25 protein-coding genes are annotated in these 14,380 nt (G+C 65.2%); 21 read left to right on the forward strand and 4 right to left on the reverse strand.

The window, feature by feature from the left end; translation table 11 throughout:
• The first annotated feature begins 60 nt into the window (after positions 1–60).
• The 21 genes from HAP54_RS41960 (at position 61) to HAP54_RS42060 (ending at position 12,341) form a co-directional block, all read left to right on the forward strand.
• On the forward strand, positions 61–1,017 hold the full coding sequence (locus HAP54_RS41960; protein ID WP_166297154.1) for a hypothetical protein: 957 nt from the start codon (positions 61–63) through the stop codon (positions 1,015–1,017).
• Positions 1,018–1,088: 71 nt separating this feature from the next.
• Complete coding sequence (locus HAP54_RS41965; RefSeq protein WP_166297156.1) at positions 1,089–1,358, forward strand: hypothetical protein; 270 nt, start codon at positions 1,089–1,091, stop codon at positions 1,356–1,358.
• A 59-nt stretch (positions 1,359–1,417) separates the two neighbouring features.
• Positions 1,418–1,708, forward strand: coding sequence for a hypothetical protein (locus tag HAP54_RS41970; RefSeq protein WP_224741553.1), 291 nt, complete (start codon positions 1,418–1,420; stop codon positions 1,706–1,708).
• A complete protein-coding gene (locus tag HAP54_RS41975; protein ID WP_224741552.1) occupies positions 1,659–2,774 on the forward strand; it encodes a class I SAM-dependent methyltransferase in 1,116 nt (371 codons plus the stop codon). The genes HAP54_RS41970 and HAP54_RS41975 overlap by 50 nt, the downstream gene beginning before the upstream one ends.
• 3 nt (positions 2,775–2,777) lie before the next feature.
• Positions 2,778–3,023, forward strand: a complete 246-nt coding sequence (locus HAP54_RS41980) for a hypothetical protein (protein ID WP_166297158.1) — start codon at positions 2,778–2,780, stop codon at positions 3,021–3,023.
• Between the two features lie 42 nt (positions 3,024–3,065).
• The gene (locus HAP54_RS41985; protein WP_166297160.1) at positions 3,066–3,704 is read left to right on the forward strand and encodes a hypothetical protein; all 639 of its coding nucleotides are present in this window, start codon (positions 3,066–3,068) and stop codon (positions 3,702–3,704) included.
• Positions 3,656–4,036 carry a hypothetical protein gene (locus tag HAP54_RS41990; RefSeq protein ID WP_166297162.1) on the forward strand — a complete coding sequence of 127 codons (381 nt, stop codon included), beginning with the start codon at positions 3,656–3,658 and terminating at the stop codon, positions 4,034–4,036. The genes HAP54_RS41985 and HAP54_RS41990 overlap by 49 nt, the downstream gene beginning before the upstream one ends.
• A 129-nt stretch (positions 4,037–4,165) precedes the next feature.
• Positions 4,166–5,404, forward strand: coding sequence for a zinc finger-like domain-containing protein (locus tag HAP54_RS41995; protein WP_166297164.1), 1,239 nt, complete (start codon positions 4,166–4,168; stop codon positions 5,402–5,404).
• A gap of 61 nt (positions 5,405–5,465) precedes the next feature.
• Positions 5,466–7,427: an AAA family ATPase gene (locus tag HAP54_RS42000; protein ID WP_166297166.1), complete on the forward strand. Its 1,962-nt coding sequence runs from the start codon at positions 5,466–5,468 to the stop codon at positions 7,425–7,427.
• A gap of 111 nt (positions 7,428–7,538) precedes the next feature.
• Complete coding sequence (locus HAP54_RS42005) at positions 7,539–8,378, forward strand: hypothetical protein (protein ID WP_166297168.1); 840 nt, start codon at positions 7,539–7,541, stop codon at positions 8,376–8,378.
• Between the two features lie 71 nt (positions 8,379–8,449).
• The gene (locus HAP54_RS42010) at positions 8,450–8,794 is read left to right on the forward strand and encodes a hypothetical protein (protein ID WP_166297170.1); all 345 of its coding nucleotides are present in this window, start codon (positions 8,450–8,452) and stop codon (positions 8,792–8,794) included.
• A gap of 81 nt (positions 8,795–8,875) precedes the next feature.
• Complete coding sequence (locus tag HAP54_RS42015) at positions 8,876–9,322, forward strand: hypothetical protein (protein WP_166297172.1); 447 nt, start codon at positions 8,876–8,878, stop codon at positions 9,320–9,322.
• A 75-nt stretch (positions 9,323–9,397) separates the two neighbouring features.
• Positions 9,398–9,778 (forward strand): hypothetical protein, encoded by a 381-nt coding sequence (locus HAP54_RS42020; RefSeq protein WP_166297173.1) that lies wholly within the window; start codon positions 9,398–9,400, stop codon positions 9,776–9,778.
• A 1-nt stretch (position 9,779) separates the two neighbouring features.
• Positions 9,780–9,980 carry a hypothetical protein gene (locus tag HAP54_RS42025; RefSeq protein ID WP_166297175.1) on the forward strand — a complete coding sequence of 67 codons (201 nt, stop codon included), beginning with the start codon at positions 9,780–9,782 and terminating at the stop codon, positions 9,978–9,980.
• Positions 9,977–10,174, forward strand: coding sequence for a hypothetical protein (locus HAP54_RS42030; RefSeq protein ID WP_166297177.1), 198 nt, complete (start codon positions 9,977–9,979; stop codon positions 10,172–10,174). The genes HAP54_RS42025 and HAP54_RS42030 overlap by 4 nt, the downstream gene beginning before the upstream one ends.
• On the forward strand, positions 10,174–10,347 hold the full coding sequence (locus HAP54_RS42035) for a hypothetical protein (protein WP_166297179.1): 174 nt from the start codon (positions 10,174–10,176) through the stop codon (positions 10,345–10,347). Before HAP54_RS42030 ends, HAP54_RS42035 begins: the two co-directional genes overlap by 1 nt.
• Positions 10,344–10,568: a hypothetical protein gene (locus HAP54_RS42040; protein ID WP_166297181.1), complete on the forward strand. Its 225-nt coding sequence runs from the start codon at positions 10,344–10,346 to the stop codon at positions 10,566–10,568. Before HAP54_RS42035 ends, HAP54_RS42040 begins: the two co-directional genes overlap by 4 nt.
• Before the next feature lie 14 nt (positions 10,569–10,582).
• A complete protein-coding gene (locus HAP54_RS42045) occupies positions 10,583–10,798 on the forward strand; it encodes a hypothetical protein (RefSeq protein ID WP_166205782.1) in 216 nt (71 codons plus the stop codon).
• A 44-nt stretch (positions 10,799–10,842) separates the two neighbouring features.
• Entirely contained in the window at positions 10,843–11,388 is a 546-nt protein-coding gene (locus tag HAP54_RS42050) for a hypothetical protein (RefSeq protein ID WP_166205783.1), read from the forward strand.
• A gap of 129 nt (positions 11,389–11,517) precedes the next feature.
• Positions 11,518–11,787, forward strand: a complete 270-nt coding sequence (locus HAP54_RS42055; protein WP_166297183.1) for a hypothetical protein — start codon at positions 11,518–11,520, stop codon at positions 11,785–11,787.
• A 236-nt stretch (positions 11,788–12,023) separates the two neighbouring features.
• Positions 12,024–12,341: a hypothetical protein gene (locus tag HAP54_RS42060; protein WP_210297468.1), complete on the forward strand. Its 318-nt coding sequence runs from the start codon at positions 12,024–12,026 to the stop codon at positions 12,339–12,341.
• A 47-nt stretch (positions 12,342–12,388) separates the two neighbouring features.
• Here the strand turns inward: HAP54_RS42060 and HAP54_RS42065 are convergent, their stop codons facing one another.
• The 4 genes from HAP54_RS42065 to HAP54_RS42080 all read right to left on the reverse strand — a co-directional run bounded on the left by HAP54_RS42065 (position 12,389) and on the right by HAP54_RS42080 (position 13,997).
• On the reverse strand, positions 12,389–12,667 hold the full coding sequence (locus HAP54_RS42065) for a hypothetical protein (protein ID WP_166297187.1): 279 nt from the start codon (positions 12,665–12,667) through the stop codon (positions 12,389–12,391).
• A gap of 609 nt (positions 12,668–13,276) precedes the next feature.
• Positions 13,277–13,534 carry a hypothetical protein gene (locus tag HAP54_RS42070; protein ID WP_166297189.1) on the reverse strand — a complete coding sequence of 86 codons (258 nt, stop codon included), beginning with the start codon at positions 13,532–13,534 and terminating at the stop codon, positions 13,277–13,279.
• The gene (locus HAP54_RS42075; RefSeq protein WP_166297191.1) at positions 13,531–13,776 is read right to left on the reverse strand and encodes a hypothetical protein; all 246 of its coding nucleotides are present in this window, start codon (positions 13,774–13,776) and stop codon (positions 13,531–13,533) included. Before HAP54_RS42075 ends, HAP54_RS42070 begins: the two co-directional genes overlap by 4 nt.
• An 8-nt stretch (positions 13,777–13,784) precedes the next feature.
• A complete protein-coding gene (locus HAP54_RS42080) occupies positions 13,785–13,997 on the reverse strand; it encodes a hypothetical protein (RefSeq protein WP_166297193.1) in 213 nt (70 codons plus the stop codon).
• Positions 13,998–14,380 lie beyond the last annotated feature (383 nt).

Below are 14,380 nucleotides of genomic sequence, written 5' to 3' on the forward strand. Positions count from 1 at the left end.
GATTTCGCAGATCGCCGCGCGGGCCCCACCCGGATCACTTCACACAAGGAGACCATCACCATGGGTTACACCCACTATTGGACGCAGAAGCGCAACTTCACCATCGCTCAGTGGCAGCAGATCATCGTCGACCTCAAGGCGATCCTGGCCCACGCCCAGCACGTCGAGGGCATCGTGCTCGCCGGCTCCATGGGCGAAGGCAAGACCTCGCCGGAGTTCACCGACGATCTGATCGCCTTCAACGGGCTCGGCGACGACAGCCACGAGAGCTTCTACATTCAGCGGAAGCGGACGCTGGAGGAGTGGCAGAGCAAGGATCGACTCGGCTGGTCGTTCTGCAAGACGGCTCGCAAGCCTTACGACCGCGTCGTCGTCGCCTGCCTGTGCTATCTCGCGACCGTGACACGGAAGGAGGAGCCGACGACCCACGAGCCGATCATCGGCAGCGAGGGGTTCTCGGTGTCGTCGGATGGCGACACCTCCGACTTCCTCGCCGGCCTCGACATGGCGAGGGTGGCGTTGCCGCAGTATGGCAACGTCCTCGACCTGCCGCTCACGCTGATGGAGAACGATCGCTGGTGCGCGCCGTGGATCAACCTGCGAAGCGACAAGCCGAAGTACGAGGTCAACTTCTGCATCGACGGCCACGGCTACGTGCTCAAGGGCAAGCAGAGCTACCGCTTCGACACGCACGAGGCGCTGGCGAAATGGCTGGACGGCTGCAAGCGCGTCGACTTCCGACGCGACCACTGGGTGAGCTGGGGCAGCATGAGGCGCGAGAACTACCGCATCGAGCCGGACATCTGGAACGCGCACGGCTCGTTCGACAAGGCGCGCAGTGAGCGGATCGGCAAAACGCAGGAGGGGCTTCTGTCCACGCTGTTCCCGGCGCCCGCTGCCAACGCGCATCAGCCGCCGGCATTCGTTCGCCCCGGCCAGATGCCGGAGAACGGCGGACGCGAGTTCTGCTACAGCGTCACCGAGCTGCTCGACCGCCTGTCGGTGAAGGCGGCCTGATACCCGATACCGCGCGACGGCTTTCGCAGAGCCGCCGCGCGGCCCATCCCATCATCATCAAGGAGACCAACATGACCCGACTTATCCTCAAGTGCTACCCCGCCTCCCGCGAGAACGGTGCCGTCGGCATCGCGATCACCTCCGAAGGCCCCGTTCCGCAGCGGACGGTTGAGATCCTCCGCACCGCCGATGCCGAGGCTGCCTTCAAGGACTACTGCGCGGAGGTCGAGGCCACCGGCAAGGGCGCGGCCGTCTCGATGTCGCTCGGTCGCGGCGAGCGCGCACCGAACGGCTTCCACAAGCTGCCCGGCGCCAAGACCTTCCACCCCGTCAACATCTGACGATCAACGGCGCCGCTTCGCAGGCGGCGCCCCTTCCCCATCACAAGGAGACCAGATCAATGAACGCTCATGTCAAGATCGGGCAAGAGATCGCCCGCCAACGCAGCCTGCCCGAGATCGTCGCCGAATACGAGGCGAAGGCGCAGGCAATCTCCGACGGCCTGCGCGCCTGCGGCAAGGCCAATCTCGACCTGCAGACCACGGCCACCCTCGCCGGAGTCTACGGCGACACCCACCTCGACTTCAAGCTGCCGTCGGAGCGCGAGCTGCACGCTCACCTCCTCAAGTCGGCTTGGCTGCATGCCTATGCCGGGGTGCAACATCGCCATCCTCTCGTCGCCGACCGATAAGAGTCTGTGGAAGCAGCAACTGGAGAAGCTGCCACCCTTCACGCTGGAGAACATCCGCGAGTTGTTCGGCAGGTTCCTGATCGACCCCCGCGCCAACATGCTCCGCGGCCTCGCCGAGGTGTTCTGCGGCCTGGACCGCGCCTTCAAGAGCCACGACGTCGTGAAGATCGGCGTCAAGGGTCTGCCGAAGCGCATCATCATGTCGGGCTTCTCCAAGTATTCGACCTACGGCCGGGAAAAGCTGGAGACGGTCCTCAACGCGCTGGCCGCCTATCAGGGCAAGCCATTGGTCGATCACGTCGAGCTGAGCGCCATCTTTGACAACGAGGACGCGCTGCTCAAGGCCGGCACGCTGACGAAGTACGACAAGACCACGATCGAGCACCCTGCCCGGGGCGTCCGCCTGCGCACGTTCGATAATGGCAACGGCCACCTGTTCTTCGAGCCGGACACGCTCAAGGATGTCAACAAGGCGCTCGCCGAGTTCTACGGCGACGTGCTGCCCGACACCCCGGACGAGAACCCGGTCAACGCGAAGTCGACGGCGGTCTCCAAGGACCTGCAGTATTACCCGACGCCGGTGAAGGTGATCGAGACGATCTTCGATCGCATGTACCGCAACTTCGAGGGCGAGCGGGTACTGGAGCCGTCGTGCGGCGACGGCCGCATTCTGGACGCCCTCGTCAAGCGCAAGGCCATCGTCTACGGCATCGAGGTCGATCCGATGCGCGCCGTGCAGTCCCGCGCCAAGGGGCACTCGGTGCTGATCGCCAACTTCCTCGAGTGCGCGGCAAACCCGATCTACGACCGGGTGGTGATGAACCCGCCCTTCTACGGCACACACTGGGCCAAGCACGTCCGCCATGCCTACGACTTCCTCAAGCCCGGCGGCACGCTCACGGCGATCCTGCCAGTGACGGCGCGTGACAGCGGCCTGATCGACGATCTGGTCGGCAAGGACCGCTACAACGATCCGTGGCACGACCTCCCGGTCGGGTCGTTCTCCGAGAGCGGCACCAACATCAACACGGTGTGCGTCAGCATCCACAAACCGGGAAAGAGGTGAGCCATGACAAATCTCGGACCACTGCAGCGCTACCGTGATGCGCTGGTCGACGTCGACCAGCCCGCAGCAACCTACGCGGTCGCCCTCGTCAACATCCTGAAACGGATGGCGGAGATCGAGAGACGGAGCGTCACCAAGAGCCACTACCGGGACCTCGGCCCCGATGAACAGGACGAACCGCCGACCGGCGACACCTACAATGAGCTGTGGGACGCCGTGCTCGACGAGATCAAGGCCGTCACCACCTAGAGCCCCGGGCTTTCGCAGGCCCATCACAAGGAGACCAAGACTATGCCTGATACCACATGGACCACGATGCACGTCGGCGGCGCGCTGCCGTCCGACAAGATCGAAGCGTTCCTCGAAGCAATCGAGAACGACTTCTCCTACGAATGTCAGGAGGCGCCCGACGACGAAGAGGATCTTCGTGCGATCGTCGCCAAGGGCGAGAGCGTCAAGCTGCAGGCGCACGTCTACGGCAACCCGGATAGGGTCGTCGCCTTCTGCAAGGAGAACGGCCTGCCGTTCTGGATGCACTGCGAGGCTGGCTACGAGTGGGACGCCTTCATCTCGATCTGGGCGCCCGGCATGGCGAAGGAGGAAGAGTGCCCGGCCTCCGGGCAGGGCTACACACCGCAGGTCGATCTATCGACCCTGCGAACGTGGGCCGGCAACGGCATCCTGATGCTCATAAGGGATGTCGAGCGGTTCGAGAGCGAGCGCGTCCCGCCGCTGACCATCACAGAGATGGTTGAGACGGGCGAGCCGATCGGCGCCATCACGCCGTCGGGTGATCGCCTCGATCACTGGGACGAGCGGCTGCGCGCCGCCGACTGCACCCTGATCTACCGCATGGTGCCGAAGGTGGAGGAGAAAGTCCAATGTCTGATGAACTCGTCGTCACCATCATCGTCAAGGACGGGTGCGTGATCGACGCCCTCGTCCCGGACGGCGTCCGCGTCATCGTCAAGGACTACGACGTGCAGGACGCTGACCCCGATCACCTGCGCGACGACCGCGGCCCTTTCACCCAAGACGAATGGACCCACCGCCGCCTCAAGTCGCCGGGCTGCGAGCATCAGCATGAAGGCGAGCCGCACTGTCAGCCCGCCTTCCTCAACAGCTACCACTGCGACGCGTGTGACGTGTCGTGGGAGGACCAGCACTCCTGCGGGTGCGATGACGAGTGCCCGGAGTGCGGGACCGCCATCAGCCCGGAAACCTCGGAGGTGATCGCAGCATGCGCTTGCGAAAGCCTCTGAGCACATTCGACCGAGACCTCACGTTCTTCATGATCGGCGCCGCTGTCGGCGCCCTCATGGCGATCGGGTGGCAGCTTCACTAACCAATCCCAACGGGCTTCGCAGGCCCATCATCAAGGAGACCAGACTATGAGTCATTTCACCGTTCTCGTGATCTCGCCGAGCGAGCTTACCGACGACGCCCTCGAGCCGATCCTGGCCCCGTGGCATGAGTTCGAGAGCACCGGCGTCGACGATCAGTATGTCGTCGATGTCGACAAGACCGAGGAGGTCCTCGCCGAATATCGCGAGCAGACTCGCTCGATGATCCGTTCCCCTGACGGCATTCAGGTCGCGGCCCACGACGATCGGTTCTACCGCAACCCGACCGAGCAGGAGCAGCAGATCATGGGCAAAGTCCCGGGCACGGGAAGTCGCGGCGATTTGTCGTGGACGAGCAAGGACTGGGGTGACGGCCGGGGCTATCGCGGCAAGGTGCACTTCGTGCCTGACGGATATAGCAAGGTGGAAGTGCCGTGCAGTGAGGTCATGACCATCGCCGAGTTTATCGACTGGTGGCACAGCGGCAAGATCGTTCGCAGCGAGGCCGAGATCGACCGGAAGGGCGAGCACAAATACGGCCACGCGCTCGTTGCCGAGAACGGCGACCTGATCCGGATGATCGACCGCACCAACCCGAACCGGAAGTGGGATGGTTGGACGGTCGGCGGCCGCTGGTCGGGCATGTTCGCCGCTCCCGGCTACGATCCCGAGAAGGACCCGGCCAATCAGGAGACCTGCACCCTGTGTGGCGGTTCCGGCCAGCGTACGTTTCGGGCGGAGGAGATCGTCTGCAACAAGTGCGATGGCAAGGGCACTGCGGTCAAGTGGCCGAGCAGCTGGGTCGACATCGGCAACCGCGCCCAGCTCAAGGACATCCCGCTGGAGGCGATCCGCAACCACGCCGAGATCGAGGCGCTCAAGCTCCACGACAAGGCGCAGGAGGTGATCGCCGGCCGGGGCTTCAAACGGTGGGACGAGGTCAAGGCCGACAATGGCGGCGACATCGACAAGACCCGCGAGGCCTACCGCGGCCAGCAAGTGCTCAAGGACCTCGAGGAAGCCAAGCTGGTCAGCTTCTTCGATGACGACGAGATCATCGGACTGTTCTGGATGTCACGCGCAGATCGGGCCACCCGCGCTCGCAACAACGCGCTTCGCACCTTCGCCGTCGTCAAGGACGGTCAGTGGTACGAGCGCGGCGAGATGGGCTGGTTCGGCTGCGTCGCTGACGAGAAGGACTCCGAACAATGGTCGCGCGAGTTCGCGGCCCTGCTCGACGGCCTGCCGCCCGAGACCTGGCTCGCCGTCGTCGACTGCCACATCTGATCTGAAACCCCAACCGGGGCCGCTTCGCAGGCGGCCCCATCATTCCACAAGGAGACCAACTATGACTGACATCACCATCAACGGCCTGACCCGCGCCGACATCAAGGCGGGCGAGAGCTACGAGTTCCGCATGGGCGGCAGCATCCAGAGTATCGAGGTGCGCGCCGTCGGCGACGACGGCTTCATGACCCAGTTCGGCCCGATGCCGTGGAGCAACGCCGGAATGTTGACCCGGCCGACCCCGGCGACGACCATGGATACGCCGGAGATCAAGGCGATGGTCGCGGAGGCGGCCGCCGATGCCGAGGCCGCGGCCCCGAAGGGCCGCAGGACCAAGGCCAAGGCCGAAGCCAAGGCCGAGGTCGCGGCCGAGCTGCCCGCCACGGCGCCCGACCCGGAGCCCGCAGCGGTCCCGGCTCCCGCCAAGAAACCGAGCCTGACCCGGAGCCAAGAGATCGCCGCCGACGTGGCGGCGCTGCTCCGCGCTCGCAATCCGCTGTTGTGGATCGTGACCCGGGAGGAGGCCCGGGCGGAGCGCTACCTCGTGAGCGCCGCCGCCGCTGCTGGCTTCGTCCCGCGCATGTGGGATTGCGGTCAGGGCGTCACCGATGTCGCGGCCAAGGTCGAGAGCATCGGCTCCAACGACATCGGTGAGACGCTCGGCGCGATCCGCGCCCGGGCCGACGCCAAGTCCGACCGCGGCGCGTGGGTCATGCGCGATCTGCCGCCGTGGCTGGTTGGCCCCGCCGGCATGGTGACGTGCCGACAGGTGCGCAACCTGGCCCGCTTCCTGCCGGGCGTAGAGCGCGATGGCGCGCAGGCGCTGATCGTGCTGTCTCCGTCGGGCGATGTCCCGCCGGAGCTCGCCAACCACGCCACGGTGATCGAGTGGCCGATGCCGGATCGCGCCGAGATCGCCAGCCTGCTGGACGACACGATCAACGGCCTGCCCGACGAGATGCGGGAGTCGGCCGCGCCCAACGGCACCCGGGAGGCGGCGATCGACTCCGCGATCGGGCTCACCGGCGAGGAAGCGCAGGCCTGCTACTCGAAGTCGCTTGTGCAGCTGCGCAAGATCGACCCGACCGCCGTGTCGAGGGAGAAAAAGCGCGTCATCGCTCGCGAGAAGGTCCTCGAATGGTTCGACCCGATCCCCGGCGGCCTTGCGGCCGTCGGCGGTCTCGGCAACCTCAAGGACTGGCTGATGCAGCGTAAGCTCGCCTACTCCCCGGCCGCGCGCGCCTACGGCCTGCCGGCGCCGAAGGGCTGCTTCCTCGTCGGCATCCCGGGCTGCGGCAAGTCGCTGATCTCGAAGGCGACCGCCACCGCCTTCGATGCGCCGCTGCTCAAGCTCGACCTGGGCGCGCTCAAGGGCAAGTTCGTCGGCGAGAGCGAGGCCAACATGCGCAAGGCGCTTCGGACCATCGAAGCGATCGGCCGCTGTGTGGTCTGGATCGACGAGATCGAGAAGGCCCTGACCGGGGCCACCGCCGGCGGCTCGGACGGCGGCGTCTCGTCGGACCAGCTCGGCGCGCTGCTGCAGTGGATGCAGGAGCGCACCAGCGAGTCTTTCGTGATCGCCACCGCCAACTCGGTGGCGACCCTGCCGCCGGAGCTGCTCCGCAAGGGCCGGTTCGACGAGTTCTGGTTCGTCGACCTGCCGAACCCGAACGAGCGGGTTGAGATCCTCAACGCAGGGCTCAAGGCGCACGGCCGCAGCTTCTCGGACATCAAGGCCGAGGAGATCGCCAACGTGGTCGCCGCGACCGACGGCTTCACCGGCTCGGAGATCGCAGCCATCGTCCCGGACGCCCTGTTCGCAGCGTTCGCAGACGGCGGCCGTCAGATCACCTGTGTCGATCTGGAGAAGGCGGCGAAGGCCGTGACCCCGCTCTCGGTCACCGCGAAGGACAAGATCGCGGAGCTGCGCAACTGGGCTGCTGGCAAGGCCCGTCGCGCCACCGACGAGTGGACCGCGGAGACGGCAAAGGTTCGCTCAACCGGCCGCGCCCTCGACATCTGATCCACAACCGCATGAGACCCGCACTGTTACGACAGTGCGGGAAGTGTCCATCCCGTGTACTATCAAACCGCGGTTTCGCAGACCGCACATTCCAGCAAGGAGACCCACACTATGTCGATCATCAACACCACCATCCGTCCGGGCCGCATCGTTGTACTTCGGACCACGATCACCGGGAACGTCAACTACACCAAGTCGGTCATCGAGGCCGAGCGCGTCGAGGCGGACGGCGCCAAGCGCGCCAAATGGGAGACCGAGCGCGTCGTCATCAACCCGGACGAATACGAGGAGGCCACCACGCTGCGCGACAAGGTCCGGCAGACCATCGCCGGCCTGTGCATCAAGACCACCTTCGGCCTGCTCTGCTCGGAGGAGAAGGTCGAGAAGCTCGAGGCGGCGTTCACCGAGGCGCGCCGGCTCGCCGACGAGTTCAACGGCCGCGCCTCCACGACCCAGATCAACGTGTTCGTGATCGCGGGCCGGGTGGCAGCCGATGACGTGGAGGCGATGCGGGCGATCAACTCGGAGGTCCGCGAGCTGATGCAGGACATGGAGACCGGCCTGCAGAACCTCGATGCGAAGGCGGTGCGCGATGCCGCCAAGAAAGCGCGGCTGCTCGGCTCGATGCTCTCCGACGACGCATCGGAGCGGGTCAAGCAGGCCATCGAGACCGCCCGCAAGGCGGCCAACGACATGGTCAAGGCCGCTGAGACGAGCTCGGCCGAGATCGACCTGCAGGCGATCCGCAAGATCACGGAGAGCCGCACCGCGTTCCTCGACATCACTGGCGACAACGTCGAGATCGCGGCTCCCGTGCACGGCGCTCGCGCGCTCGACTTCGAGCCGACCGAGGGCCAGGCGCCCGCGTCCGCGCCCGAGGTCGACGAGGAGGCTGCGCCGATCGCACCGGCCGCTCCGGCCGTCAAGGTGCCCCAGCTCGAGATGGACTAACGACAACGACCCGGCGGGCTTCGCAGGCCCGCCGGCTTCGCTTCAAACCCCAACATTTCAAGGAGACCAACATGGCTTGTGACACATGGCGCGCCAACGAGAGGCAGACGCTCACCGAACGCAAGGAAGAGATCAAGCGCGTGATCGACCTCGTCGCGCAGGAGATCGTCAAGGGCCGCGTCAAGCCCAAGGTGGGCGCGCAGGGCGCGATCACCTTCGAGGGACTGGACGCGGTCACCGACCGGCGCGGCGTCACCGACGCCTGCGTCTACCGCCGGATCATGTCGACCGGATCGGCAATGGCGAAGCAGCAGCTCGCCCGCGCCGAGCAACTGGCCGGGCGCCGCGTCGATGCGAAGGCGCTCGCTGGCGGTCATCATTCCCACGATGGCGGCAAGACCTGGCACACGCACTAGGAGGAGAGGCAAGTGACGAAATCAAAGCAGGTCTACATATCGGTGTGCGTCGGCAGCGAAGGCGACACCGAATGCTTCCTTTTGACCAAGCGCCAGTTCAACGGGATGTCGAACGCCTCAGACCCGCTGCAATGGGTCATCGACGGCGGCGAGAGGCGCGAAAAAGCGCTGAAGAAATTCGGCACCGTCAAGGAATTGTTCGCCCATATCCAGTCGAACAATCTGGAGGTCGCCGACGAGATCAACGGGTTAGTGTATTTGATGACCGACCGTAGCGGCTTTCTCGTCCAGGACCGCGCGTGCTCCACTTGCATCTATCGCAAGGATAGCCCGCTCGATCTAAAAAAACTCGAAGCCGACGTCGCCGACAAGCACGGCGGCTTCAAGGGCTATCGCGTGTGCCACCACTCGAACGATGCGTGCTGCCGCGGCTTCTGGAACCGGCACAAGGACAAGTTCGCCATGGGGCAGATCGCCCAGCGGCTTGGCTTCGTGCGGTTCGTCCGCGACGACACTCTCAAAGACTGACACCCCACCGCCTGTTCGCAGCAGGCACATTCAAGGAGACCATCAATGCCATCAAGACCCCTATCCGACGCGCAGATGCTGCGCGCCGTCCAAGCAGTGAAGGCCGAGCTCAACGAGCAAGGCGTCACGTTCCACATCGCCAACGGCGCCCTCAGCGCTAAGCACGGGATCAGGCTGCACGCCGTGATCACGGCAATCGCCAACGCCCTTGTGTCGTGGCCCGATAAAGCGCCCCGGCAGTGGGCGCTGATCGACCGCATCAACACCGAGTGCAGCGGCGAAGGCTGGGCCCTCTTCGTCTGCGGCGACGGCATGATCGTGATCGACCATGATCGCGACGCCACTATCGAGCGTCTCGATCCCTACGACTACGTCGCGAGCCGCGCCGAGCGCGGATCGACCTTCCACCAGATCGCCCTCGGCCTGCACGGCATGGTCATGACGGAGGAGAGCTGAGATGTCCAACATCACAAACGGCCCTGCCCGGGTCGCCGCCATACTGGCGCGTCATCAGGCGCGCGCCGGTCTGGAGGGCGACTCCGAGATCATCCTGACCCATCTTCTCGGCGACATCATCGAGTGGTGCGACGAGAACAAGGTCGACTTCGACCTCGCCGTGCAGAACACCCGCGAGATGCTGAGGGATGCCGCGTCATGAGCGAGAAGAGCATCATCGAGGACATCATCAGCGCAGCGGCCAAGCACGGCCGCGAGAGCGAACCCGACCATGAGGTGGGCGACCTGCAGGACCTGCTGCGGGTGGCGTGGAAGATCATGGAGCCGCAGCAGCGCATCCGGTTCTGGAACCACGACACGACGACAGAGCTGCTCAAAGAGTGGGGAGGCAATTGATGGCCTTCCAGTACAACGGCGACAAGTGCCCGAAGTGCCGGCGCTACATGATCGTGAAGCCGCCGATCCCCGCCAACTCGAACGACACGGTGACGTGCCAGGTCTGCGGCCATCAAGGCACGCTCGGCGAGTTCGCCGAGGCCTACGACCGCGACTTCCCGGAGGACGAATGACCAAGTCCCCCGAGCAGTGGCTCGCCCGCGCCAAGGTGTTGGCGCTGGCGGCCAACTTCCTCAGCGCCGCGCGTCTCAGCGGCGAAGAGCGGCGGCAAGCCCAGTCGATTGCCGCCGGCCTGCAGGAGCGCGCCCAGCTCAGTCGCGAGCGCGCCGCGCAGGCTCCCAAGACGGAGGGCGTCATCGGCATCGCTGACGCCCTCAAGCGAAGCGTGAAGTAACAGAGGAGATCATCGTGCGCTTCTATCAAGTCCACCGTCTCGCCGAAGGCGGCCAGAGCGCCGGCTACGAATACTTCACCAGTAAGCGGGCCGCCGATCGGGCCGTCTCGGATTGGAGGGACGACGATCTCGAACAGATCGCCAACGTTGAGCCGATCGACATCACGCCGACGAGGGCCGGCATCCTGCTGGCCCTCAATACCTACGCCAACCACGCCGACAACGGCTGACCCCGGCCCGTTCGCAGCGGGCTTCAACAAGGAGACCAAAGACCATGACGACACGTAAGCAGATGCTCGGTCGCGATCTCGCGACCACCCTCGACGGGATCACCCCTCCGCAGGAGCAGTTCATCGGGGCGGAGCAGAAGCGGCTCTACGAGCAGGAGGAGAAGCGCAACGACGCCATCAACGCCTGCGCCAAGGAGTGGGCTCGCATCTTCAAGGTCGACGGCGCCGACCTGTGGACCCGGACGATGCCGCAGGCGCTGTTCGACACGCTGGAGGGCTTCTCGCCGCAATGCGCCATCGTGGCGGCCGAGGCGTTCCTCAAGCAGTTCGGATGGAAGATCGAGCGGCCGGGCGACGAGACGCGCGCCGACGCCGTGCACGAGGCCCTCACCGGCCTCGTCGACGAGGTGGAGAAGCTCTACCACCGCGCACCGCGTGAGAGCGACCTGCCCCATGAGCCCGGCGTCTACGCCGCCAACATGCCGGACAGTCAACGGTGGTCCTGCCCGTACCACCCGAACGAGATCGCCGAGCACATCCGCTCGAAGATCGACGGCATCGTCGAGATCGCGGTCAATCCCGCTCGCTGAAATAAAGGTGGGGCTGGAGTTCGCAGCTCCAGCCCCGGCTCAAGGGAGGTAAACCGCCAAGGAGACCATCCACGGGGTCCATCAACCAAGAGCATCCACATCACCTAACACAAACAAGGAGACCTTCAAGTGACCAACACCGAAACGGTGCAAGAACATCTCGTCTCAGCTGGGGATACTGTCTGGGTCCTCGTGATCGACAGCCAGCACGGAACCGACGTGGAGACCTTCAAGACAAGGGAGGCTGCGGACAAGCACCTCTACGACTATTGCGACGAGTGGTGGGATCGCGAGTTCGGCGCCGCCAGCCGGCCATCGGACGACAATCTGGTCGAAGCCTACTGGAATCGCATGAGCGACGAGGGCGACAGTGGTACGTGCTGGAGGAATGTAAAGTGAAGAGCCTCGAGGTTGCCGAGTAGGACCTCGCAAAGGAATTGGGCGCGGCGACTTCGCAGGTCGCCACGCCCAATCATAAGCGCCTGCCGATCCCAAGGAGACCATCCCCACGACCGGCGTCGCTTTCAAATGCAACATAAGGAGGAGCAATTGAGATTGCTATACGCGAAACGATGACAGTTCGGTCCTACACGATCCTGGAAATGCTGGGCGCCGTGCGACGGCTACCAGCGCAGATGCCCGAGTCGGACACCCTTCCGACCGGCGGTTATCAGACCCACCAGCAGCACTGGGTCACATGGCTAAGCGAGTACGACGGTCCCGGTGGATACGGCCGGAACAGCTGGGATGTTGACGCGAGGTCGGTCTACGCGCGCCTCTGCAACGCCTACATGATCGTCTATCTCAACGAGGCGGCCGGCGCCGATCCGGCCGCGATCCGGCAGACGATCCGGGAGATATTCGCGAAGGGCAACAATCGCGCCCAGACCGAAGCCAAGATCGCCCGCGAGCGCCATCCATGGGAAGGGCTGACCAAACTACTGTTCCGATAGCATTCCGAAAAAGGCCAAGGGCCCCGGCGGGTTAGTCCCTGCCGGGGTCACTCCCGACCGGTGACGGCGTCCAGCCAGTGCCAGTCGCGACACGGAACCACCTTCCTTGAGGCGGCTGGGTCCGCCGTCTTTCGCCTCCTCACCATCAGACCCCGCGGACGCCGCCCGCTCGGCTTCGCGTTTAGCTCCGGAACGATCTCGCGGATCAGTTCCGCCTCGCGCTCCCTCAGCTCTGACGGATCGCATTCGAGCAGGATTTCCAACGTCGGATACCCCCATTCATCGAAGGCCCGCTGAACGTCGCGCGTATGCCGACCTTCGCGCATGTCCTTACGATGCAGTGAGAATCTCGTCCCGACGTTCGTAGAACATCCGATGTACCGCGCCCCTCCCCCGAACCGCAGCAAGTAGACCCCGCAAACGACCGTCTCCCGCGCCATGTTTTTTTGCCCCTCCGTAGGTATTTAGGTATTCCAAAAAATAGGTATCTTGGTATAGGTAAGCATTGCTTACCTATGCCACCGTTTTAAGGGCCGTACAGGGCCCCGGGGCCGGGCCCGGCCCTTGGTAGCACCGGGCCCGTTTTAACGCGCCCTTGTCTGCCCTCCCGGCCCCGGTTCCGGGGCCCTAAAGTAAGGTTAGCTGCCATTCCGGGGCCCCGGCTCCCGGGGCCGGTTCCTGCCCGGTTCCATAGGGCCCCGGGGCCCGGTTCCCTGCCCGTTTCCGGGCCCTGCCCGGGGCCCCTACGGGGGCCCGGGGCCGGTCCGGTTCGGCCAATGCTTCCCGGCCCTGTACCGTGATTCCATACCGCCGATATTTGGCGATGTGCACCAATCCCCGACGACACAGGTCCGAGCCGACGCGAAGGCCCATCGCGATGGTGGCACCTTCCGGCAGCAACAGCGTGAGGAAGCGACGCTCGCGCGGTGTGAGGGTCATCCGATCCCTCCCGCCGCTTCGATTGCACTCCGCTTGAGACGATCCCAGACGCGCCACCAGCGTGCGTCGAAGTGGACCCCGGCCTCCGGACCGTAGCGCCGCCACTGACGACGCAGCCGGCCCCAGACGCGGCGCTGGGCCAGCGGGACCGCCTTCCAGTGATTGCCGCAGATCCACTGCACATTGACACCGTTCCGACCCGGCTTCGTTATGCGCCGGCAGAACGGCACAAGGCATCGCACCCGATCCGTCATGACCCGATCCCTTCCGCGATCAGCTGCTCGCGCACCTGCGGCCAGGACCAACCCTGCGGATGGCCGCGCCGGTGCCTGTTCGCGTAGGAGAGCTGCAGCTCCCGGTTGGCGCGGACGCCGTACCAGCGCCGCTTCTGCTCCTTGACGCAGGTCTTGCAGCGGAGGCGGATGCCGCCGCGGCTTTCGCTGTTGCGCTCCTCGCGCACGTTGTCGCCGGTCAGCTCGTGACCGTGTCGGCACATCGCTGGCATCAGCTCACCACCCACTCGCCGCCGGTCCAGATGATGCGGACCATCTCGGTCGGCAACATCGCTCCGGGATCGCCGGGGATTGGCCCCCACCCGATGACGTAGCGCCACTCGCCGAGCACCGGGACGCGCCCCATGTCGACCGACCGCATCTCGTAGGTCACGGCGCGCTCGCCGCTGTTGAGCGCCTTGATCTGATCGGCTGCGGTCACCATGATTGAACCACCCTCGTCTCACGTTGCTTTCTCTCGTCTGCGATCTCTCTGCGCCTTCGCGCCCGACGCACCTTCATGCAGGCCTTGCACTTGCGGACCGGCTTCCCTGACGTGCCCGTCTCCCACACGGTGTTCTCGGGAGTGAAGGCGTGGCCGCGCGCGCATTGTGACTTGCGGCGCGGTGCGCGCGTGATGCCGAAAGTCGTCGGCCCCGCTCCCTCAACAAACACGCATTCGATGGTGGTCCAGCGATAACCACACCCGCATTGACGCCGGCGCCTCACCGTCTGCGCATCCACAGGTGCCCCCTTGAAGCTGGTCGGAAACGGCATCACGCGCGTATCGACGACCTTCGAGTCCGGAGGTTGACTGGCGTCACCCTC

Origin of the sequence: Bradyrhizobium sp. 2S1, from assembly GCF_011516625.5 — a bacterium.
Taxonomy (GTDB): domain Bacteria; phylum Pseudomonadota; class Alphaproteobacteria; order Rhizobiales; family Xanthobacteraceae; genus Bradyrhizobium; species Bradyrhizobium septentrionale.

Coding starts and splice junctions, on each gene's coding strand:
- HAP54_RS42020 (WP_166297173.1), top strand. CDS start 9,398: ATGCTGCGCGCCGTCCAAGCAGTGAAGGCCGAGCTCAACGAGCAAGGC.
- HAP54_RS41965 (WP_166297156.1), top strand. CDS start 1,089: ATGACCCGACTTATCCTCAAGTGCTACCCCGCCTCCCGCGAGAACGGT.
- HAP54_RS42005 (WP_166297168.1), top strand. CDS start 7,539: ATGTCGATCATCAACACCACCATCCGTCCGGGCCGCATCGTTGTACTT.
- HAP54_RS41975 (WP_224741552.1), top strand. CDS start 1,659: ATGCCTATGCCGGGGTGCAACATCGCCATCCTCTCGTCGCCGACCGAT.
- HAP54_RS42070 (WP_166297189.1), bottom strand. CDS start 13,534: ATGACGGATCGGGTGCGATGCCTTGTGCCGTTCTGCCGGCGCATAACG.
- HAP54_RS42030 (WP_166297177.1), top strand. CDS start 9,977: ATGAGCGAGAAGAGCATCATCGAGGACATCATCAGCGCAGCGGCCAAG.
- HAP54_RS42040 (WP_166297181.1), top strand. CDS start 10,344: ATGACCAAGTCCCCCGAGCAGTGGCTCGCCCGCGCCAAGGTGTTGGCG.
- HAP54_RS41960 (WP_166297154.1), top strand. CDS start 61: ATGGGTTACACCCACTATTGGACGCAGAAGCGCAACTTCACCATCGCT.
- HAP54_RS42080 (WP_166297193.1), bottom strand. CDS start 13,997: ATGGTGACCGCAGCCGATCAGATCAAGGCGCTCAACAGCGGCGAGCGC.
- HAP54_RS41990 (WP_166297162.1), top strand. CDS start 3,656: ATGTCTGATGAACTCGTCGTCACCATCATCGTCAAGGACGGGTGCGTG.
- HAP54_RS41970 (WP_224741553.1), top strand. CDS start 1,418: ATGAACGCTCATGTCAAGATCGGGCAAGAGATCGCCCGCCAACGCAGC.
- HAP54_RS42060 (WP_210297468.1), top strand. CDS start 12,024: ATGCCCGAGTCGGACACCCTTCCGACCGGCGGTTATCAGACCCACCAG.
- HAP54_RS42065 (WP_166297187.1), bottom strand. CDS start 12,667: ATGCGCGAAGGTCGGCATACGCGCGACGTTCAGCGGGCCTTCGATGAA.
- HAP54_RS42000 (WP_166297166.1), top strand. CDS start 5,466: ATGACTGACATCACCATCAACGGCCTGACCCGCGCCGACATCAAGGCG.
- HAP54_RS42075 (WP_166297191.1), bottom strand. CDS start 13,776: ATGTGCCGACACGGTCACGAGCTGACCGGCGACAACGTGCGCGAGGAG.
- HAP54_RS41985 (WP_166297160.1), top strand. CDS start 3,066: ATGCCTGATACCACATGGACCACGATGCACGTCGGCGGCGCGCTGCCG.
- HAP54_RS42035 (WP_166297179.1), top strand. CDS start 10,174: ATGGCCTTCCAGTACAACGGCGACAAGTGCCCGAAGTGCCGGCGCTAC.
- HAP54_RS42050 (WP_166205783.1), top strand. CDS start 10,843: ATGACGACACGTAAGCAGATGCTCGGTCGCGATCTCGCGACCACCCTC.
- HAP54_RS41995 (WP_166297164.1), top strand. CDS start 4,166: ATGAGTCATTTCACCGTTCTCGTGATCTCGCCGAGCGAGCTTACCGAC.
- HAP54_RS42025 (WP_166297175.1), top strand. CDS start 9,780: ATGTCCAACATCACAAACGGCCCTGCCCGGGTCGCCGCCATACTGGCG.
- HAP54_RS42010 (WP_166297170.1), top strand. CDS start 8,450: ATGGCTTGTGACACATGGCGCGCCAACGAGAGGCAGACGCTCACCGAA.
- HAP54_RS41980 (WP_166297158.1), top strand. CDS start 2,778: ATGACAAATCTCGGACCACTGCAGCGCTACCGTGATGCGCTGGTCGAC.